Here is a 20,232-nt window from a genome sequence, read left to right on the forward strand (position 1 = left end):
ATGCATGCATCTGCTGACCTGCCCGGGACAAAATGCCAGCTGGGCTGATTCCGAGAAATAGTCACGTTCCGGAAACGAAGCTGCGCATCGCGCCACCGGCTGGTGGCGCAGTGCGTGGGAGGCGCCGCCTCGAACTTACGCCCCGATCCTGAACTCTCCCACCAGCGCCACCAGCGTGGCCGCCTGCTGCTGCAGGCTCTCCGCCGCGGCAGCCGCTTCCTCGACCAGCGCGGCATTCTGCTGCGTCACGCCATCCATCTGGCCGACGGCCTGCGTGACCTGCCCAATGCCGGCGCTTTGCTCGATGCTGGCCGCGGCGATGCCGGCGATGATGTCGGCCACGCTGCGCACGCTCGTCACCACTTCATCCATCGTGGCGCCGGCGCCCTGCACCAATGCGCTGCCGCGTTCGACCTGGGCGACGGAATCGCCGATCAGCGCCTTGATTTCCTTGGCCGCGCTGGCCGAACGTTGCGCGAGGTTGCGCACTTCGCTCGCCACCACGGCAAAGCCGCGGCCCTGTTCGCCAGCGCGCGCCGCTTCGACCGCCGCGTTCAGCGCCAGGATATTGGTCTGGAACGCGATGCCGTCGATGACGGCGATGATGTCGACCACCTTCGTCGACGATGCGTTGATGGCGGCCATCGTCTCGACCACTTCGGCCACCACGGCGCCACCCCGTGTCGCCACGCCGGAAGCATTGGCGGCCAGCTGGCGCGCCTGCGCGGCGTTGTCAGAATTCTGCTTCACGGTGCTGGTCAGTTCTTCCATCGATGCCGCCGTTTCCTCCAGCGCGCTGGCCTGCTGCTCGGTGCGCGCCGACAGGTCGGCGTTGCCCTGGCTGATTTCACTGCTGGCAACGGCCACGCTGGCGGAACTGTCGCGCACGCGCGCCAGCACCGCCTCGATCTTCGCGACGAAGGTATTGAAGCCATTGCCGATCACGGCCAGTTCATCGTTGCCCTTTACCGCCAGGCGCTTCGTCAGGTCGGCATTGCCGCCGGCCAGTTGCGTCATCGTGCGGGCGAGTTCGCGCAGCGGCCGGGTCAGGCGGCCCAGCACGAAGACCATCACGGCGGCCGCGATGGCGGCGCACAGCACCGAGGCCATCGCCGTGTACACCATCAGTTCGTGCGCCGGCGCGGTGGCCACGCTTTTCGGGAATGCCAGGCGCACGGCCCACGGGGCCACGCCGCCGGAAATATGCAGCGGCTGCACCAGGTTGACGATGCCGTCGGCTTCGTATTCGAACGGCTGGCCGGCACGCACGGCCGCCAGGGCGGCCTGCGGCATGTCGTCGGCCTTCTTGCCGTTGCGGGCCGCGTCCGGGTGGCTGGCGTACAGGCCTTCGTTCGACACGAGCGCCAGCCTGCCCTCTTCCACCGTCTTCAGGCCGGCAAGGATATCGCCCAGCTTCGTCAGCAGGAAGTCGGCGCTGACCACGCCCCTGACCTGACCCGCGACAACGACGGGCGCCATCAGGGAGATCATCAGCACGTCCTTGCCGGCGACGGGATACGTGGTCGGTTCGGTGAGATAGCGCTTGCCGGTTTTCTTCGGCACGTCGTACCAGTCGTTGGCACCGGGCTTGTCGCTGAACGTGATCGGTTCGACGTGGACGCCGCCGTCGGCCTTGCGCGTGAAGTACGGCATGTAGCGGCCGGTCGCGTCGAAGCGGGGTTTCTGGCCCGCGAATTCGGCGTCGCGGCCATCGAGCGCGTTCGGCTCCATCGTCACGGAAACGCCCAGCAGGTCATCGGAACCGCGCAGCAAGGCCTGCGACGCCGCATCGACCTGGTCGCGCGCCAGACCCTTGTCCGCCGCCAGCGCGGCGGCCACGGTGTTGGCCAGCGTGGTCGTCGAGGAATAATTCGCTTCGATGCGGCCCGACAGCGTGGCGGCGGCCGCCTCGGCGGAAACGCGCGCGAGGCGCATGGCCGCGTCCACGGCGCTGTCGCGGTTGTGCGCGCCGGTGATGATGGCCACCAGCGCCAGGCTCACGATCACAAGCGTGGTCGCGGCGAGGCTGATGCGGGCGTTCAGGGAAAGGTTGCGAAGCAAAGTCATGCTGCTCTCCATCGATTGCTGAATCAGAAGGTGTGTCGGAAGGTGCGTCAGAACGCGCGGCTCACGCCCACGATAGCCGTGGCCTTCGCCACGTTCGCGTAGCGCAGGTTCCCGGCGCTGTCCGCAATCCCCGTCGTGTAGGTTTTATAGATACCGGTGCGCCCCCAGGCGCGCGTGACGGCCAAGGATGCGCTCCAGCCGCCACCCAGGTCCTTCGTCACGCCGGCCTTGGCGTCGCGCCAGTTCCAGATGTCGTTGCCGGCGCCGGCCACGCGGCCGTTACCCGCGTGCAGGTTCAGCGTCCAGCCGTTGCCGAGGTCGGGATTGGCGCCCACGTCGAGGTAGCCCGTGCCGCGCGAATCGGGAATGCCGAAGAACATGGCGCTGACGGTGCGGTAGTACTTTGCATAGGCCGCGCGCCACGTGAAGCCCAGCGCCAGTTCCGCATAGTCGAAACGGTCGCCGGTGGCGCTCATCCGCGCGCCCGGATAGGCGTAGCAATACGCCATCACGCTGTAGCCGATGGCGCCGGCGCTGCCGCTGTAGCCGCCATACAGGTCCCACTCCACGCGCCCGTCTTCCATGAAGCGGTCGCTGACCGTCGACGCCCACGTGCCGGCCGACCAGCCGTCCGGCCGCACGTAGTCGACGCCGGCCTGCACGGCGGGCTTGCCCCACGTCTGGCGGATGCCGCGCGAGACATATTGCGACACGACGCTCGTGGTCGCGGTCCATTGCGCCGCTTGCGCCTGCGGTTCCTTCTCTGCGTCGGTGTCGGAAGCGTGCGCGGCGCCCGCGAACACGGCAAGGCAAAGCACGGGCAGGAGCGCGATGCTCCACTGTTGGGCTTGATTCATGTGATTGTCGTCAGGTAGCGGCGAACATGCCGGGGAAAAGTACCGCGCGGCGAAAGCGCCCGGTGCGGGATGTATATCCACACGGCAATAATAAACGCGATCTGTGCCTATCGCCTTGAAACGTGCGTTTACGTCCACGCCTTTTTCGCCCAGGTGCGTCGGCGATACAACAAACCGGTCAGCGGATTGATCGGGCCTGCCCTTCTGCCCGTGCATACGGTCGGCTACACTCGGCCGTCAAATCCCCGGAGCCCCCATGACACGACGCCCCGCCCCGGCAGCACTGTTGCCATCGATCCTGCTGGCCGCGCTGGCCCTGCCAGCCGGCGCCGCCGAGCCGCGCCGGCTGGCGATGCCCGACATGCCGCTGCACGATCCGTATATCGTGGCCGACAAGGCCAGCGGCACGTATTACCTGTACACGTCGAACGTGCCGTTGGTGAGCGGCGAATGCGGCATCGGCATCATGGCCTACACGAGCCGCGACCTGAAGTCATGGATGCCGCCGAAGGTGGTGTTCAGGCTGCCCGAAGGCAGTTGGGCGAACGGCGGCGCCTGGGCACCGGAAGTGCATGCGTGGCGCGGCAAGTACTATCTTTTCACCACGCTGCATAACGAGGCGGCCACCATCGCCACGCCATCAGCGTCGGGCTGGCCGGCCTACCGGCGCGGCACCGTGATGGCGGCGGCGGACCGCCCGGAAGGGCCGTTCACCGTGGCGAACGGCGGCGAGCCCATGGCACCGGCGGACCGGATGACGCTGGACGGCACGCTGTATGTGGACCGGGCCGGCAAGCCTTCCTATGTGTATGCCCACGAGTGGATCCAGGCCGGCGACGGCACCATCGAGGCGCTGCCGCTGACCCAGGACCTTAAACCGGCCGGTCCGCCGAAACTGCTGTTCAAGGCATCGGGCGCGCCGTGGTCGAACGGGCAACGCCCGGTGGCGCCGGACGGCACGCCGGCGAAAACCAATGTCTACGTGACCGACGGGCCGCAGCTGTATCCGTCGAAGGATGGCAGCCTGCTGATGCTGTGGTCGAGCTATGACCGCAACGGCTACGTGCAGTCGGTGGCCCGCTCCGCATCCGGCGAGCTGGCCGGCCCGTGGGAACAGCTCGAACCGATCGTGCGGCGCGATTCGGGCCACGGCATGCTGTTCGACACGTTCGACGGCAAGCGCATGCTGGTGGTGCACCGGCCCTTCAAGAACGCGCGCGGCAAGCTGTACGAGGTGCGCGATGCCGGCGGGAGGCTCGAGATCCTGAACCAGCGTGTGGACCTCGATGGCGACCATGTGATGGCGCCTTCTCCGCCGGAACGGGACCACTGCAAGCCGACGCAGTAGCCCGCCGCCGGGGGAAGCGCCTAGAGCGTCAGCGGCTTGCCGTTGACGCGCACGTTCTCCAGCCGCAGGTTGCTCGCGCCCGTTGCGTCCAGCGTACCTGTCTTCAGGTCGACGTCGATATCCTTCAGCAGGATGTCGGCGATTTCCGTCTGGCCCGGATTGGGCGCGATCTTGCCGAACGTGCCGAAGCGACCCTTGATGTCGACGAGGCTGATGTTGCGCACGACCGACTTCGGCGGCGGCGCGCCCTTCAGGTTGAAGTACTGCGTCCACGGGCGGAAAGCCACGATCAGGCCGCGTTCGGAATCGAGCGTGAGGCCGCGGAAGTGGATGTTCTCGTAATGCTGTGGCGTGTCGGCGCGCAGCTTCAGCACGGCCACGTTGGAGACGCCCGGCCCCACCTTGCAGTTTTCCACAATGACATCGCGCACGATGGTGGCTTCGCTGCCCAGCGTCATCACGCCATGACCCCGGCGGAACTCGCAGTTACGCACGCGGATCTGTTCGACCGGCGGGCTGTCCTTGTCATCCATCGCGAACGGGCCCTTGGAACCCTTGGCGGCGATGCAGTCGTCCGTCACGGAGAAATAGCAGTTCTCGATGGTCACGCGCTGGCAGCTGTCCAGGTCCACGCCATCGGTGCTGGGTGCCTGCTTGTAGTCATCCGGCACCTCGAAGCGCGCGCCGCGCACCGTCACGTCCTGGCAGCGGTACAGGTGCAGGTTCCAGAACTGCGAATCCTTGAACGTGACACCTTCGACGGTCACGCCGCGCGACCGCTCGATCAGCGCCAGACGGGCGCGCGGCACGCTGATGTTGGCGAAGTTGTGCGGGTCGGGCGCGGCATTGCGCAGCTGCCAGAACCGGTCCCAGATCGGCCTTCCCGCGCCGTCGAGCGTGCCTTCGCCGGAAATCACCAGGCCGTCGCAGCCGTTCGCATTGACCAGCGCCGGGTTGAAGCTGGGCGCGAAATGCCCTTCGATGCGGGTGCGCTGCGCGGGAAAATTCGACAGCTCCGTCGAGCATTTCAGCACGGCGCCCTTGTCCAGGTGCAGGTTCACCTTCGGCTTGAGGAACAATGCGCCGCTGACGAACACGCCGGCCGGCACCACCACGGTGCCGCCGCCCTGCCCGGCCGCGTGGTCGATGGCCTTCTGGATCGCGGCCGTGTTGACGGTCCGGTCGTCGGCCACGGCGCCGAATGCGGTGATGGCGAAGCGCTGGGAATCGTCCAGCGTGGCGCAGGCCGGCAGCGCAAGGAAGGGCGTGGCCAGCAGCGACAGGGTGAAACTGCGGCGGTTGAGCGGGTGGTTGGGCATGCCGGACCTCATGGGAATGGACCGGCCATGGTAGAGCCGTACTGCCCGGCAGGCCAGCGCCGCAGGCCATTCAGTCAGGAACTTGATCCATTGCGCGATATCCGTTCGGGCATCCCTGGGCCGGCAAAAGTGATTGGCGCGCGGGGCGGGGCTGATGGCACACTCGCCGCACCATAACGATATCCTCGAGACATGCCCTACCGTACCCTCCCCGTGCTTGCCGCCCTGGTCTTCTCCACCGCCGGCGCCGCCCCCGTGTTCGACAATCCCCTGGTGACGCAGCGTGCCGATCCCCACGTGACCCTGCAGGCCGATGGCTATTACTACCTGACCGCGACGGCGCCTGAATACGACCGCATCGAGGTGCGCCGCGCGCGCGACCTGAACGGGATCGGCAAGGGCGAGAGCAAGGTCGTCTGGCGCAAGCATGCTTCCGGGGAGATGGCGGCCAGTATCTGGGCGCCCGAGATGCACCGCATCGACGGCAAGTGGTACATCTATTTCACCGCCGGCCGCTCCGATGCGCCGATGGACATCCGCCTGTATGTGCTCGAGAACGACGCCGCCAATCCGCTCGAGGGCACGTGGCGCGAGCGCGGGCAGCTCAAGACGGGCTGGGAAATGTTCGCGCTCGACGCCACCACGTTCGCCCTGGACGGCCGGCGCTACCTGCTGTGGACCCAGCGCCCGCCCAAGTCGGACAAGCACATGACGGCCGTGTACATCGCGGAAATGGATACGCCGCTGTCGATCAAGGGCCCGGCAACCCTGCTGACCACGCCCGAACATCCGTGGGAAAAGGTGAAGTTCGACGTCAACGAGGCGCCGGCCGTGCTGGTGAAGAACGGCCGCGTGTTCGTCACCTATTCGGCCAGCGCCACGGATGCGAACTATGCGCTGGGCATGGTCACGGCCGATGCCAGGGCGAACCTGCTCGATGCGAAGTCGTGGACGAAGTCGCCGAAGCCCGTCTTCGCGAGCAGCAAGGCCACCGGCCAGTATGGCCCGGGGCACAACTCGTTCACCACCACACCCGATGGCAAGACCGACATCCTCGTCTACCACGCGCGCGGCTACGAGCATATCCCCGGGGATTCGCTGCACGATCCGAACCGCCATACCCGCGCGCAGGCGATCGCATGGCGGGCGGACGGCACGCCGGACTTCGGCGAACCGGTGGCGGACAAGAAGGCGCCGGCGGTTGCCCGGCAATAGACTGCCACTATCGCTCAAGGCCGTGTTGGGGCACGCTCGCGGATCCAGTAGAAATACAGGTCGCGGGCGCCGCCGGCAACGTCCACGGTGACCCGGCGCCGCTGTTCGACGCCCCGGGACGTGGCCACCACCGTGTAGGTACCGGGCGGCACCTTCAGGAAGACCAGCGGCCCGCTGCCTTGCAGCGCGAACACCCGGCCCCGCCGGACGTCGTCGACCGTCAGTGCCACATTGGCCACCATCGCGTTTGAATCGTGCACGCCAAAGACGAGGCGCAGGTTGTAGTCGTCGCGCCGGGTGGCCAGCGCGGTGCGTTCGGCCGCGCTGGCGCCGCCGCTTGCATACGGGATCTTGCCGCTGGCGTCACCTGGCGCCCGCCCCTGTGCCGGCAGAGCGCACGCCGGCACCAGGCAAGCCAGCGCCACGCACAGGATTCGTCGGATGTGTTTCATGCAATCTCCTGGCGGTGGGAGCGGCCGCTCCACGTTCCACCAGCGCCATGGTACGCCAAAGCGTCGCGGCACTGCCGGCACAGGGCGTGTGCCGGCACCCGCGGGTCCCCGCAGCCGCGATTACCCTCTACAATCGCGCAGTCCGTCCTTCGTCCGAGCATCCATTGACCGAGCTGGCCACCGCCATGAAAACCACCCGCAAGACGCCGTCCGCCGGGGCGCTGCTCGCGGCCGCGTGCGACATCGTGGCCGGTGGCGGCGGCCTGCATGCGCTGGCGCTGCGGCCGCTGGCCCAGAAACTGGGCGTTTCCGTGACCGTGCTCGCCACGCATTTTGGCGACCGGGCCGGCGTGCTCGCGGCCATCTGTCGGGCCGCCAGCGCCAGCGACGCCGTGCCGTTCGAGCGCTGGCGCGCGACGCTGGCGGCCATGGGTGCCATGACGCCAGCGATGGCCGCCGACCTGGCCGAGGCGATGCTGGAGGAAGAAGCCACGGCGCGGCGGGCGCTCTCGATGCTGTACGTGGCCATGCTGCATGCCAGCGCCTCGGACCCGTCGCTGCGCCCGGCGTTTGCGGGCTGGGCCGGGCAACGCCGCGGCTTCTGGGATGAATTCGGCCGCAGGGCCGGCATTCCCGGGCCGATGCTGGCCTGCGGCTGGTGGCACGGCTACGCGATCGCCGAGCAGTTCTACGGGCTCGCCCTGGATGGCAACCTGCCCTACCGGATGCTGCGCCGGCTCTGCCTGCAGCGCCTGTTCGCCGGCCCGGCCGCGGGGTCGGCGGCGGCGGCGGAAGATGCGCTGTTCGTCCACGCGGGCGAACGCATGCGCCACGCGATGGAGCCGCCCGCGGCCGGCGCCGATAGCGCACGCGTGCCCGCATGGCTGGCACCGGCGGCGCGCGCCTGCGGCATGCGCCTGGCCGCCGAGGGCATCGGCGGCCTGACGCACCGGGCGGTGGCGGCGGACATCGGCATTGCCCACACCACGCTGAGCTACCGCTTCCCCACGCAGCACCATCTCGTGCTGGCCGGGCTGGCGTCGATCACCGCCCACGTGCTCGGCGCCGTCGATGGCCCCGGCCTGGACGACGTGCAGCGCCTGCGCAGCGAGGGCGACGGCCGCAAGCTGGACCTGGCGCGCGCCAACTGCGCGGTTGCGCTGGCCGCCACGCACATGCCCGAACTCGTGCCGCACACGGCGCACATGCGCAGCCGGCGCGGCATCCATCTGGCCAGGGTGTTCCGGAAATACCTGCCCGACACGCCCGGCATCGACGCGCTCTGCGCACAGGTGGTGTCGCTGGGATTGACGGGGCTGATCAACAGCCTGCCACCGGGCGACGCATGCGAACAGTCGGTGCAGGCGGCGTTCACCGCCGCCGCCCGGTGGCTGCAGGACCGCCACCGATAGAACAGGGCACCCGCCTGCTTCCTGACCGCAGGCACCAAGGCCGAGCCTGTGTCCACCTTGGGGTCAACCCCAAAAATGGACACGGGCTCGGCAGTCGCAACCGTGGTCAACGTGCTTTCCAACGACGTTAGTGTCGAGCTCGTGTCCGATTCCGGGGTTGACCCCATGGTGGACACGAGCTGGGCAGTTGCTGCATGGGATTTCGGGCGGCATGGCCCTGCCGTGTGGCTGGCGATCAGCCGGGGTAGGCCCACAGGTCGAGCGGCGCGGTGCCGCCCGTGCCCAGCAGCCGGAAGGCGGCCGGCGCATAGTCGGCATCGATCACCAGATAGCCCTCCACCCCGGCCGGCAGGTCGCCGCAGCCGGCCGTGGCCAGCGTGAGCTTGAGCGTGTTCGGCAGCGTGGAAGCCGCCACCTTGCCGGACAGCCTGCACGCCGTGGTGCCCGGCACGATATCGCCGCCGGCGCCGACCGAGAACGCAGCCGCCGCACCCGAGGCCAGGCGCACTTCATACCGGCCCGCGACGGACGCCACGCCGGGCGTGCTGGCCGCGATGGTGTTGTTGCCCGTCAGGTCCACCACGGTATCGGCGTCCGCCGCGGGCGTGCCGCGCCAAGGGCCGTTGCCGTCGCGCCGGTAGAGGGCGGCGGCGGCCTGGTCACTGTTGTTGAGGACGAGCAGCCGGCTGCCATCGGCGCCGGCGTAGTACTTGCCGTCGACGGGACTGGCGGCATCGCCCGTGCTGACGGCATAGGCGCCGGCGGCCAGCTCGGTCACCTTCATCGTGGGCGCGTCATCGTCATGGCTGCTACCGCAGGCGGCGAGCATCAATGGCAGGAATGGGGCCAGCAGCGCGGCCGCAGCACCGCGGCGTGACATCGGCTTCATGGCGCGGCTCACTGGAACATCTCGCGCAGGCGCAGGCGCAGCCACTGCTGCGCCGCGGGGCGCTGCTCGTAGCCGACCTGCATGGCGGTGACGGCCACCCGGGTCTTGTAGACGAGGGCTTCGTCCTCGGCCTGGTCGGCGGTCGCCGCACCGGGCGCCGCGCCCGACAGGCCCCATGGCGCGGCACTGGCGAATTTCAGCCGATAGGTATCGTAGGTGCCCTGGCGGGCGAACGCCCAGCCCACGTTCGCCGCCGGTGCGTCGGGGAAGTTCACGTTCAGGGCCATGCCGGCCGGCAGCAGCGCGCCATTGCCGGCCTTGGCCTGCAGCGCCGCGACCAGCTTCACGGCCAGCTGGGCAACGATGCGCGAGCGTGGATTGGCCAGGCCCGTGTTGTCGACGGTGTCGGTACCGGCACTAAGCGCGATCGCCGGCAGGCCGCGCCCCGCGGCGAACTGGGCATTGCCGATGGTGCCCGAGTTGATCACCACCTTGCCCACGTTCTGGCCTTCGTTCGGGCCGGACAACACCAGGTCGGGCGCCTTGCCCCAGCGTGCCGGCGCCAGCACGTCGAGGCCGTACATCAACGCCATCACCGGCGTGCCATGCACATAGTGGTAATCGCCGCCCGTGTAGCCGCTCTTGGTAAACGGCCCGACGGCCGGCGCGCCCAGTGGCGCGGCGCCGTTGTGGCAGCCGCCTTCCGCCTCGATCTGCGTCTTGTCGTTGTCGGCCACGATCGTGGTGGTGCTGTACATCACGATGGCGGAGCTGCGGCCGCTCTGGCCCGTGCACGGCACCGACACGATGACCGAATGGCCGGCGGCGCGTAGTTCATCGTACAGCGCCTTCACGTTGCTGGTCAGGCCGTCATCGTTGGCGACGACGATGTTCAGGGCAAGGGCGTGGCTGGCGCACAGGGCCAGCCCGGCGGCGGAGATCAACCGTAGTGTCATGGATTCCTCTTGGATGCTGCTGTGTTGTGGAGCAGCGATACTAGCGAGTGTTCATGACAAGACCATGACGCATGTACGAATTATTAATCGTTTTAGTGGCTTGTCACTGGCCCTACTCTCAGCCTAAAAGACATTTGTTCGAAAAATTATGCGACCGGGACGCTTCCGCCGCCGCATCTGGGCACGGCTCGTCATCGCGCCGTGGCACAGGCGAGCGACAAGGCTGCGACCTGCGTGGTCCATCGCCGCAGGCAAGTCGATTTGCCGAGGGCGTGTACTTTACGCTAACATGAGAATAATTCTCATTACCGTTTTTAGCCGGTCTTTCGCCGAAATGAACTCAACCCTGTCCCCTGTCGATGCGCATCGACAAATAGGCACGCTCTACAGCGAGCATCACGGCTGGCTGGCCAGCTGGCTCAGCCATAAGCTCCAGTGCAGGGACCTCGGGGCCGAACTGGCGCAAGACACGTTCCTGCGTATCCTCACTGCCCGTCTGCCCCTGGATCTGCGCGAGCCGCGCGCATACCTGACGGTCATCGCGAAGGGCTTGCTCATCAGCCATCTGCGCCGCAGGAAGCTGGAAGAGGCTTACCTGGCGGCGCTCGCCACATTGCCCGAGGCGGCCCAGCCATCGCCGGAAGACCGGCTGGCGGTACTGGAAACGCTGACCGAGATCGACGGCATCCTCGACCGCTTGCCAAGCAAGGCAAAGCAGGTATTCCTGCTGGCCCAGCTCGACGGGCTGTGCTATGCCGACATCGGCGCGATGCTCGATCTTTCGCTGAGCACCGTCAAACGCCACATGGTGCTGGCGTTCCGCCGCTGCCTGGTGGCGCTGTAGTGGCGCGCGCAACGCAGGACGACGACGCGATCTCGAAGCGCGTCCTGACGGAAGCCGCCACCTGGCTGATGACGTTGCACGACGGCCCGCTGGACACGCGGCAGCGCCTGCAGCTCGAGCAATGGCGCCAGCGCAGCGACGAACATGAACGGGCTTGGGCAAAGGCCACCCTGCTGCTCGGCAAATTCGAGGCCTTGCCACCCGGTGGCGCCGCGGCCCTCAAGACCATGGCGAAACCCGAGCGTCGCGTGGCCGTCAAGGCGCTGGCCACCCTGCTGGTGGCCGGGCCAGCCGCGTGGCTCGCTTACCGCGGCGCGCCATGGACACAGGCGGTGACCTACAGCACGGCCACCGGCGAACGCCGCACGCTGGCCCTGGACGACGGATCCCAGGTGATCCTCAACACGGACACCGGCATCGACATCGCATTCGACCGCACGGACCGGATCGTCCACCTGCGGCGGGGCGAGATCCTCGTCGGCACCGCAAAGGACACTGCGTATCCGCCCCGTCCATTCCAAGTGGCCGTCCGTGACGGCATGATCCGCGCGCTTGGCACGCGCTTCACGGTCCGCCAGCAAGACGACCTCAGTCATGTGGCGGTGTTTGCCGGCGCCGTGGAGGTCGATCCACGCGGCATGCCCTCGGCCAAGGCCATTATTCCCGCCGGCCGGCAGGCATCGTTTTCCCGTTCGCACATCGGCGCATCCACCGCCGTCGACGAAGCCGTCACGGCCTGGCGGCAAGGCATGCTGATCGCGGACCGGATGCCGATGTCGCACTTCCTGGCCGAGCTGGACCGCTATCGCCGCGGTACGCTGCAGTGCGATCCAGCTGTCGCCATGCTCGCGGTCTCGGGCGCCTTTCCCGTGGCCGACACCGACCTGGCGCTGTCGCTGCTGGCGCAAACCCACGCGATCAGGGTGCGGTACCTGACCCGCTACTGGGTCACCGTGGGGCCAGCCTGAATATCACTGAAAATATTTGAGCCTTTTTCGATTCTCGTTCGACATATCAGATGAGACAGCACATTTGATGATCGAAAGGCCGTAATGAATTTTCAGCAGGATCTGCAAGATCAGCAGCAAGAACGGGCACATGCCGGGACGGCACACCAACCCGGCATGCTCCGGTCCCCCGGTGCGGGCGTCTTGCGGCGCAGCCCTCTGTCGCTGGCCATCGGATATGCCGCCGCCATGCTGTCGGCAGCATCCCTGGTGCCAGCCGCCCAGGCACAGCCGGCGCCCGGCACCGCCGCCGCCACCTACCGCGATATCGCGGCGGGCCCGCTCGGCCAGGTCCTGTCCCGCTTTGCCGCCGATGCCGGCGTGGCGCTGTCATTCGACAGCCGTTTATTGGAAGGGAAAACCAGCCCGGGGCTGCGCGGCAGCTTCTCCGTCAGCGACGGCTTCACACGCTTGCTGCAAGGCAGTGGGCTGCAGGTGCGACGGCTGTCCAGTGGCGGCTACGTGCTCGAGGCCGGGGCACCTGCCGGCAACGCCATTCCGCGCGCCGACATCGCGGTGACGGAGCTGCCGACCGTCGAGATCACGGCGCAGCGCACCAACAGCGAGCTGGTCCGGCCGACGCGGCAAAGCACCTTGATCGGGCGCGATGAGTTCGTTGAACTGCGCCAGGCGTCCGACAGCCTGGCGACCGTGCTGAGCAAGGCAGTACCCGGCATGGCCGATTCAAGCCGCACCATCACCGACTATGGCCAGACGCTGCGTGGCCGCAACGCGCTGGTGCTGGTCGACGGCATCCCGCTGAACACGAACCGCGATTCGGCGCGCAATATGGCGACACTGAACCTGGCCAGCATTGAAAGCGTCGAAGTGCTGCGCGGCAGCAGCGCCATCTACGGGGCCGGCGCCAGCGGCGGCATCATCGCCATCACCACGCGGCCGGCCGGCGGCGCGCCCCATGCGGAAACGACCGTGTCGTTGCGCTCGTCGTTGTCGCAGCCGCGTGCCGACAGCCTCGGCGGCGAAATCAGCCATTACCTGTCCGGGTCCGCCGGCGCGGTGGACTATGCCGTCAATGTCGGCCTGCAGCATATCGGCGCCTCCTACGACGGCAAGGGCCGGCGCATCGCGCCCGAGCCCAGCCAGGGCGACCTGTTCGACAGCGAAAACTACACCGTCGGCGGCAAGATCGGCATGCGCATCGACCGCCACCAGCGCGTGCAACTGAGCGCCAGCCGCTACGTGGCCGAGCAGGACAGCGAGGTTGCTTCCGATCCCTCGGTGGCGCGCCTGCCCGCCGGTTCCGCGGTCGCCGCGCCGATCCATGGCCTGCGCCTGGACAAGCAGAACCAGATCAGGAACACGCTGCTCAACGCCAGTTACCAGCACGGGAATATCGCCGGCAGTTCCCTGTCGACCCAGTTGTATTTCCGGGATTACTTCACGCGATTCACGCCGTTCGACGCGCGCGCGGTCGCCACGCGCGGCAACAACGTCGACCAGGTGATGCAGAACTCGACGATCTGGGGCGGGCGGGCCACGTTCGACACGCCGCTGGCCAAGGACTGGAAGCTGCTGTGGGGCCTGGACGCCAACCACGAACGCAGCGACATGCCGAACGATTTTTTCGACGCGGCCGCGTATGACGCCAGCGGGGGTCTGGTTTTCGAGCCGAGCCGGACGGTGATGTACATGCCATCGCTGACCACCCGCAGCATCGGCGGCTTCGGTCAGCTGCAATACCGGATCAGCCAGGCCTGGGCGCTCGAAGGCGGCTTGCGCCGCGAGCATGCCCGCGCGCATTTCGACGATTTCGTGCCGCTGTCGCAGATCCGTGCCGCCAGCCCGCGCCAGGTGCGGGGCGGCACGTTGTCGTATGCCGCCTGGCTGGCAAACGTGGGCGCGGTGTTCAAGCCGGCCAAGGGGCACGAACTGTATGCCTCGTTCAGCCAGGGCTTCCAGCTGCCGGACATGGGGCTGCAGGTCCGCAACGCCACGCCGGCGTTCAACCTCACCTCGTCGGCACTGGCGCCGGTCAAGACGAATAACTACGAGCTCGGCTGGCGCGGCGGTGCCGGCGCGCTGCACGGAACGCTGGCGCTGTTCTATACGACGTCGAAACTGGGCGACCTGCAAAGCTTCAACAACGGGCTGATCCTGACGCGCACCGCGGAAAAGATCCGCGGCCTGGAAGCGGCCGTCGATTATCTGCCGGTCGCCTCCTCGTGGGGCTATGGCGCCACGCTGACAGCGATGTCGGGCCGCGAAACGCCGCAAGGCAGCACGCAGGACCAGGTCATGACGGGTTACCGCATTCCGCCGACCAAGGTCACCGCTTACGTGCAATACAAGCCGGGCGACGCCTGGAGCGCCCGTTTGCAGGCCACCCACTATGGTGCCCGCGACTCGCGCCTGAATGGCGCGGCCAGCTTCGGCCGCCGCGACGTGTCCAGTTACACCACGCTCGACCTGACCGGCCGCTACCAGCTGACGGCGCGCGATGCCATCACGTTCGGCATCGAAAACCTGCTGGACCGCTACTACCTGCCCGCCTACAGCCAGCTCATGCGAAACAGCAACAACACGAGCCGCTTGCCGGCCCTTGGCGCCGTGCTGAGCGCCAGCTACCAGCACCGCTGGTAACCACCACGCGTCGCGCGGCAGTCACGCTTTCACGAGTGACCGCCGCGCATCGCCGGCGGGACAGACGGCCAGCCCATCCCACACCACGATCTTCTCAGCCCTTCGCATCCCGACCGGCGTTGTTTCAACGGTTGACCGGCGCGGCGCCCTTGCCGGCGGGGCCCCGTGGCCGCCGGCGCGGGCCGCCCGCCGCCACGCCCGCCGCCGACCGCGCCTGTTCGGCCAGCGCGAGGAAGTTGGCCACCTTCGCGGAAGGTTCCGCATCGCGCGACGCCAGCGCCAGGTTGGTGACGACCTTCGCATCGGCGATGTCCGCATACACCACGCCCTCCGCGCGGATCTGGCTGACGGATGCCGGAACGATCGAGACACCGAATTCGGCGGACACGAGGTTGACGACCGACGACAGCTGCGGCGCCTGCTGCCCCGGCAGCGGCTCGAAGCCCGCCTTGCGGCATGCGTTGAAGATTTCGTCGTGGAGCATCGGGCTTTCCTCGCGGGGAATCAGCACGAACGATTCGGCCGCCAGCGCCGTCAGTGGAATGCGGCGGCTCTTCGCCAGCGGATGACCGGCCGGCAGCACCACCTTCATCGGCTCGCTGGCGATCTGGTACAGCGCGATGCCGGCAAACGAGTGGGTGCCGGGGCGCATCAGCGCCAGGTCGAGCCGCCCTTCCTCCAGCAGTGCCAGCAACTGCGTGGTCGTGCCTTCGGTCAGCGTGAGCGCCACGCCCGGATACGTGGCGCGAAACGCGCGGATCAGCGCGCGCACGATCGGGTGGAACGCGGCCGAGGCGGTCGAGCCAAGGTGCAGGCGGCCCGTTTCGCCGCGGCCGGCGCGTTGCGCATTCGCCACAGCGCTCTGCGCATCGTTCAGCAGCCGCTTGGCATCTGCCATCAACGCCTTGCCGGCTTCCGTAAGCGACACCCCATGGCCCGTGCGATGGAACAGTTGCACGTCGAGTTCCCGCTCCAGCGTGAGGATCTGCTGGCTCAGCGGAGGCTGGCCGATGCCGAGCCGCTCCGCCGCCCGGGTCACATTGCCCTCTTCCGCCACGGCCAGGAAATAACGCAACCGTCTTAATTCCATTGCAATAATCCAATCATTGATGTGCCTGAAAAACAGGCGAATCGCACCAGCAAGTGCTCCGGTATCTGATTTTCATCTGGATTCCAAACGTTTCATATATTGGACAGTATAGCGGCATTTCACCATAATCCGTGCCTTGCAACCTGCGTTGACCATGGGCATGGTCGCGCGCGTCATTTAAAACCCAGGCGAGAGAGGTCTCCATGGCTGTACAAGAAACCCAAATAAAAGCGCGACGAGAGTTCCGCAACATCCACGTTACCGAGCTGTCGAACTACCGCATGCCGTTCTCGGCCATCGTGTCGATCCTGCACCGCATCAGCGGCATGCTGCTGTTCGTGCTGCTGCCGTTCATCCTGTACCTGCTGCAGGAAAGCATCCGCTCCGAGATCTCCTTCGCCCACTTCCAGGGCATCGCTTCGCACCCGCTCGCGAAACTGGTCATCCTGGCCATGGTGTGGGGCTACATGCACCACTTCTGCGCCGGCATCCGTCACCTGGTGATGGACACGCACGTGGGCCTGGACAAGGATTCGGCCCGCAAGACGTCGGTCGCCGTGCTGATCATCAGCCTGGTCGTGACCCTGCTGGTCGCCCTGAAACTGTTCGGAGTGTTCTGAGATGAAAAACAATATCGGACCAAAGCGCCTCGTCGTCGGTGCCCACTACGGCCTGGGCGAATTCCTCGCGCAGCGCGCCACCGCGATCGTGATGGTGGTGTACACCGTCGTGCTGCTGGCCGCTTTCCTGACTGGCAATAATTTCTCGTATGAGGGCTGGGCCGGCCTGTTCGCGCAGACGTGGTTCAAGCTGTTCACGCTGGCCACGCTGATCGGCCTGTTCTATCACGCCTGGGTCGGCGTCGTTTCCGTCTACCAGGACTACATCAAGAACGTGGGCGTTCGCTTCCTCATTCAAACCGCGTCAGCCATGTGGCTGATCGCGTGCGCCGTGTGGTCGGTGCAGATCCTCTGGAGTGTGTAAATCGTGGCAGCAATCAAATCTTCCATCCCAGTCCGCCGCTTCGACGCGGTGATCGTCGGCGCCGGCGGTTCCGGCATGCGCGCCTCCCTGCAACTGGCAGAAGCTGGCCTGAACGTGGCCGTGCTGTCGAAAGTCTTCCCCACCCGTTCGCACACCGTCGCCGCACAGGGCGGCATCGGTGCTTCGCTGGGCAACATGGCCGAGGACAACTGGTTCTGGCACATGTTCGACACGGTCAAGGGCGGCGACTACCTGGGCGACCAGGACGCGATCGAATTCATGTGCCGCGAAGCGCCAAAGGTCGTGTATGAACTCGAACACTTCGGCATGCCGTTCGACCGCAACCCCGACGGCACGATCTACCAGCGTCCGTTCGGCGGCCACACGGCGAACTTCGGCGAGAAGGCCGTGCAGCGCGCCTGCGCCGCGGCCGACCGTACCGGCCACGCGCTGCTGCACACGCTGTATCAGCGCAATGTCCGCGCCCGCACGCACTTCTTCGTCGAATGGATGGCGCTGGACCTGATCCGCGATAGCGAAGGTGACGTGATCGGCGTGGTCGCGCTGGAAATGGAAACGGGCGACGTGATGATCCTGCAGGCGAAGACGACGATCTTCGCCACCGGTGGTGCCGGCCGTATCTTCGCCGCATCGACCAACGCGTTCATCAACACCGGCGACGGCATGGGCATGGCGGCACGCGCCGGCCTGCCGCTGCAGGACATGGAGTTCTGGCAGTTCCACCCGACCGGCGTGGCCGGCGCGGGCGTGTTGATCACCGAAGGCGTGCGCGGCGAAGGCGGCATCCTGATCAACTCGCAGGGCGAGCGTTTCATGGAGCGCTATGCGCCGACGCTGAAGGACCTGGCGCCGCGCGACTTCGTGTCGCGCTCGATGGACCAGGAAATCAAGGAAGGCCGCGGCGTGGGCCCGAACAAGGATCACGTGCTGCTCGACCTGCGCCACATCGGTAAAGAGACGATCGAGAAGCGCCTGCCGTCGATCCTGGAAATCGGCCACAAGTTCGCCAACGTCGATGCGACGAAGGAACCGATCCCGGTCGTGCCGACGATCCACTACCAGATGGGCGGCATCCCGACCAATATCCACGGCCAGGTGGTCGCACCTTCTGCCGACGGTTCGCAGAAGATCGTCAACGGTCTGTACGCGATCGGCGAATGCGCCTGCGTGTCCGTGCACGGCGCGAACCGCCTGGGCACGAACTCGCTGCTCGACCTGGTGGTGTTCGGCCGCGCGGCCGGCAACCATGTCGTCGCCTCGAACCTGAAGGCGAAGGAACACAAGGACCTGCCGAAGGATGCGTCGGACTTCGCGATGGACCGCCTGAACCGCCTGGAAACCTCGACCGGTTCGGAAAAGGTGCAGGGCGTGGCCAACGATATCCGCGCCACGATGCAGAAATACTGCGGCGTGTTCCGCACCGACGACCTGCTGAAAGCCGGCTTCGACGAAATCATGAAGCTGGACGAACGCCGCAAGCACGTGTCGTTCAAGGACAAGTCGAAGGTGTTCAACACCGCCCGCGTGGAAGCGCTGGAGCTGGACAACCTGATCGAAACGGCCAAGGCCACGATCACGTCGGCAGTGGCCCGCAAGGAATCGCGCGGTGCGCATGCGCACAGCGACTTCCCGAACCGCGACGACGAAAACTGGATGAAGCACACGCTGTGGTTCTCCGAAGGCTGCCGCCTGGAGTACAAGCCGGTCGTCACCAAGCCGCTGACGGTGGAAACCTTCAAGCCCAAAGCACGCACTTTCTAAGGTAGCAAAACATGGCACGCACCCTGAAATTCAAGATTTACCGCTACGATCCGGACAAGGACGCCAAGCCCTACATGCAGGACCTGACGGTCGAGCTGAAGGACACCGACAAGATGCTGCTGGACGCGCTGCAGCGCATCAAGTCCGACGTGGACGATTCGCTGGCGCTGCGCCGTTCGTGCCGCGAAGGCGTGTGCGGGTCGGACGCGATGAACGTCAACGGCAAGAACCGCCTGGCCTGCACGACGAACCTGAACGAACTGTCCGAACCGATCATCCTGCGCCCGCTGCCGGGCCTGCCGGTGATCCGCGACCTGATCGTGGACATGACGCAGTTCTTCAAGCAGTACGAGTCGATCAAGCCGTTCCTGATCAACGATTCGATCCCGCCCGAGAAGGAACGCCTGCAGACGCCGGCCGAGCGCGAAGAGCTCGATGGCCTGTACGAATGCATCCTGTGCGCGTGCTGTTCCACGTCGTGCCCGTCGTTCTGGTGGAACCCGGACAAGTTCGTCGGCCCGGCCGGCCTGCTGCAGGCTTACCGCTTCATCGCCGACTCGCGCGACGAAGCCACCGGCCAGCGCCTGGACAACCTGGAAGACCCGTACCGCCTGTTCCGCTGCCACTCGATCATGAACTGCGTGGACGTCTGCCCGAAGGGCCTGAACCCGAACAAGGCGATCGGCAAGATCAAGGAACTGATGGTCCGCCGCGCGATCTGATCACCGGCTGAACCGTTCAAGGAACGCCCCGGATGCCCCGCATCCAGGGCGTTTGTCATTGATGGGCCATGCGGACCTGCCGCCTTGGTGTGCCCCTGCCATGAAAAAGCCGCGCGATGCGCGGCTTTTTCATGGGTGCAAGCCCGGATCGCTTGCCGATCAGCGCACGTCCAGCAGTTCGACCTCGAAATTGAGCGTGGCGTTCGGCGGAATCGGGCCAGCGCCGCCCTCGCCGTACCCCATGTCCGGCGGCACGATCAGCGTGCGCTTGCCGCCGACCTTCATGCCCTGCACGCCTTCGTCCCAGCCCTTGATGACCTGGCCGGCGCCGAGCTGGAACGTGAACGGGCCGCGCCCGATCGAGGAATCGAATTTCTCGCCCCGCTGCTGCGGCGCAGCGGGTACGTACAGCCACCCCGTGTAGTTGACGACGGCGGTGCTGCCGGCCACCGCTTCCTTGCCGGTACCGGCCACGGTATCGACCTTCTGGAAAGGCACGGCGACGGCGGGCGCGGCGCCCGCCGCAGGGGCTTCCTTGGCGCGGTCGCAGCCGGCCAGCGCCAGCGTGAGGGCCACGCCGAGGACGCAGGAGGAGATCATCTTTTTCATGGTGTTCTTTCGTTATGGTTGTCCGATGCCGCCGCAGCATACATCGCGACCGCGCTCCTGCCAACACCTCCGGTGCGG

Annotated in this window: 18 protein-coding genes; 10 read left to right on the forward strand and 8 right to left on the reverse strand. The window is 66.8% G+C overall.

Features of this window, described 5'->3' with window-relative positions:
* Positions 1-135 precede the first annotated feature (135 nt).
* The gene (locus tag EWM63_RS00965; protein WP_130184880.1) at positions 136-2,067 is read right to left on the reverse strand and encodes a methyl-accepting chemotaxis protein; all 1,932 of its coding nucleotides are present in this window, start codon (positions 2,065-2,067) and stop codon (positions 136-138) included.
* A gap of 47 nt (positions 2,068-2,114) precedes the next feature.
* Positions 2,115-2,924: a TorF family putative porin gene (locus EWM63_RS00970; protein ID WP_130184881.1), complete on the reverse strand. Its 810-nt coding sequence runs from the start codon at positions 2,922-2,924 to the stop codon at positions 2,115-2,117.
* A 256-nt stretch (positions 2,925-3,180) separates the two neighbouring features.
* Here EWM63_RS00970 and EWM63_RS00975 point away from each other — a divergent pair, with 256 nt between their 5' ends.
* Entirely contained in the window at positions 3,181-4,272 is a 1,092-nt protein-coding gene (locus tag EWM63_RS00975) for a glycoside hydrolase family 43 protein (protein ID WP_130184882.1), read from the forward strand.
* A gap of 20 nt (positions 4,273-4,292) precedes the next feature.
* Here EWM63_RS00975 and EWM63_RS00980 read toward each other — a convergent pair whose 3' ends face one another.
* On the reverse strand, positions 4,293-5,591 hold the full coding sequence (locus EWM63_RS00980; RefSeq protein ID WP_165390710.1) for a glycoside hydrolase family 28 protein: 1,299 nt from the start codon (positions 5,589-5,591) through the stop codon (positions 4,293-4,295).
* 192 nt (positions 5,592-5,783) lie between these two features.
* Between EWM63_RS00980 and EWM63_RS00985 the strand changes: the two genes are divergently transcribed.
* Positions 5,784-6,806, forward strand: a complete 1,023-nt coding sequence (locus EWM63_RS00985) for a glycoside hydrolase family 43 protein (protein WP_130184884.1) — start codon at positions 5,784-5,786, stop codon at positions 6,804-6,806.
* A 14-nt stretch (positions 6,807-6,820) separates the two neighbouring features.
* Here EWM63_RS00985 and EWM63_RS00990 read toward each other — a convergent pair whose 3' ends face one another.
* A complete protein-coding gene (locus EWM63_RS00990) occupies positions 6,821-7,258 on the reverse strand; it encodes a hypothetical protein (RefSeq protein WP_130184885.1) in 438 nt (145 codons plus the stop codon).
* A gap of 185 nt (positions 7,259-7,443) precedes the next feature.
* Between EWM63_RS00990 and EWM63_RS00995 the strand changes: the two genes are divergently transcribed.
* Positions 7,444-8,670: a TetR/AcrR family transcriptional regulator gene (locus tag EWM63_RS00995; protein WP_130184886.1), complete on the forward strand. Its 1,227-nt coding sequence runs from the start codon at positions 7,444-7,446 to the stop codon at positions 8,668-8,670.
* A 235-nt stretch (positions 8,671-8,905) separates the two neighbouring features.
* Here EWM63_RS00995 and EWM63_RS01000 read toward each other — a convergent pair whose 3' ends face one another.
* Positions 8,906-9,559, reverse strand: coding sequence for a hypothetical protein (locus tag EWM63_RS01000; RefSeq protein WP_229487658.1), 654 nt, complete (start codon positions 9,557-9,559; stop codon positions 8,906-8,908).
* Between the two features lie 8 nt (positions 9,560-9,567).
* Positions 9,568-10,515, reverse strand: coding sequence for a 5'/3'-nucleotidase SurE (locus tag EWM63_RS01005; RefSeq protein WP_130184887.1), 948 nt, complete (start codon positions 10,513-10,515; stop codon positions 9,568-9,570).
* Between the two features lie 334 nt (positions 10,516-10,849).
* On the opposite strand from EWM63_RS01005, the gene EWM63_RS01010 reads away from it, so the two are divergent.
* The 3 genes from EWM63_RS01010 (at position 10,850) to EWM63_RS01020 (ending at position 14,967) form a co-directional block, all read left to right on the forward strand.
* Positions 10,850-11,359, forward strand: a complete 510-nt coding sequence (locus EWM63_RS01010) for a sigma-70 family RNA polymerase sigma factor (protein ID WP_130184888.1) — start codon at positions 10,850-10,852, stop codon at positions 11,357-11,359.
* Complete coding sequence (locus EWM63_RS01015) at positions 11,359-12,327, forward strand: FecR domain-containing protein (RefSeq protein ID WP_229487659.1); 969 nt, start codon at positions 11,359-11,361, stop codon at positions 12,325-12,327. The genes EWM63_RS01010 and EWM63_RS01015 overlap by 1 nt, the downstream gene beginning before the upstream one ends.
* A gap of 156 nt (positions 12,328-12,483) precedes the next feature.
* Positions 12,484-14,967 carry a TonB-dependent receptor gene (locus EWM63_RS01020; RefSeq protein ID WP_229487660.1) on the forward strand — a complete coding sequence of 828 codons (2,484 nt, stop codon included), beginning with the start codon at positions 12,484-12,486 and terminating at the stop codon, positions 14,965-14,967.
* A gap of 124 nt (positions 14,968-15,091) precedes the next feature.
* On the opposite strand, the gene EWM63_RS01025 is transcribed toward EWM63_RS01020, so the two are convergent.
* Entirely contained in the window at positions 15,092-16,057 is a 966-nt protein-coding gene (locus EWM63_RS01025) for a LysR family transcriptional regulator (RefSeq protein ID WP_130184890.1), read from the reverse strand.
* 203 nt (positions 16,058-16,260) lie between these two features.
* Between EWM63_RS01025 and sdhC the strand changes: the two genes are divergently transcribed.
* The 4 genes from sdhC to EWM63_RS01045 are packed head-to-tail and all read left to right on the forward strand — an operon-like array spanning position 16,261 to position 19,545.
* Positions 16,261-16,677 (forward strand): succinate dehydrogenase, cytochrome b556 subunit, encoded by a 417-nt coding sequence (gene sdhC, locus EWM63_RS01030; protein WP_130184891.1) that lies wholly within the window; start codon positions 16,261-16,263, stop codon positions 16,675-16,677.
* A 1-nt stretch (position 16,678) separates the two neighbouring features.
* Complete coding sequence (gene sdhD, locus EWM63_RS01035; RefSeq protein ID WP_130184892.1) at positions 16,679-17,041, forward strand: succinate dehydrogenase, hydrophobic membrane anchor protein; 363 nt, start codon at positions 16,679-16,681, stop codon at positions 17,039-17,041.
* Positions 17,042-17,044: 3 nt separating this feature from the next.
* Entirely contained in the window at positions 17,045-18,823 is a 1,779-nt protein-coding gene (sdhA, locus tag EWM63_RS01040) for a succinate dehydrogenase flavoprotein subunit (RefSeq protein WP_130184893.1), read from the forward strand.
* An 11-nt stretch (positions 18,824-18,834) separates the two neighbouring features.
* The gene (locus EWM63_RS01045; RefSeq protein WP_130184894.1) at positions 18,835-19,545 is read left to right on the forward strand and encodes a succinate dehydrogenase iron-sulfur subunit; all 711 of its coding nucleotides are present in this window, start codon (positions 18,835-18,837) and stop codon (positions 19,543-19,545) included.
* 159 nt (positions 19,546-19,704) lie between these two features.
* On the opposite strand, the gene EWM63_RS01050 is transcribed toward EWM63_RS01045, so the two are convergent.
* The gene (locus tag EWM63_RS01050) at positions 19,705-20,154 is read right to left on the reverse strand and encodes an FKBP-type peptidyl-prolyl cis-trans isomerase (RefSeq protein WP_130184895.1); all 450 of its coding nucleotides are present in this window, start codon (positions 20,152-20,154) and stop codon (positions 19,705-19,707) included.
* Positions 20,155-20,232 lie beyond the last annotated feature (78 nt).

Origin of the sequence: Pseudoduganella lutea (assembly GCF_004209755.1) — a bacterium.
Taxonomy (GTDB): domain Bacteria; phylum Pseudomonadota; class Gammaproteobacteria; order Burkholderiales; family Burkholderiaceae_D; genus Rugamonas; species Rugamonas lutea.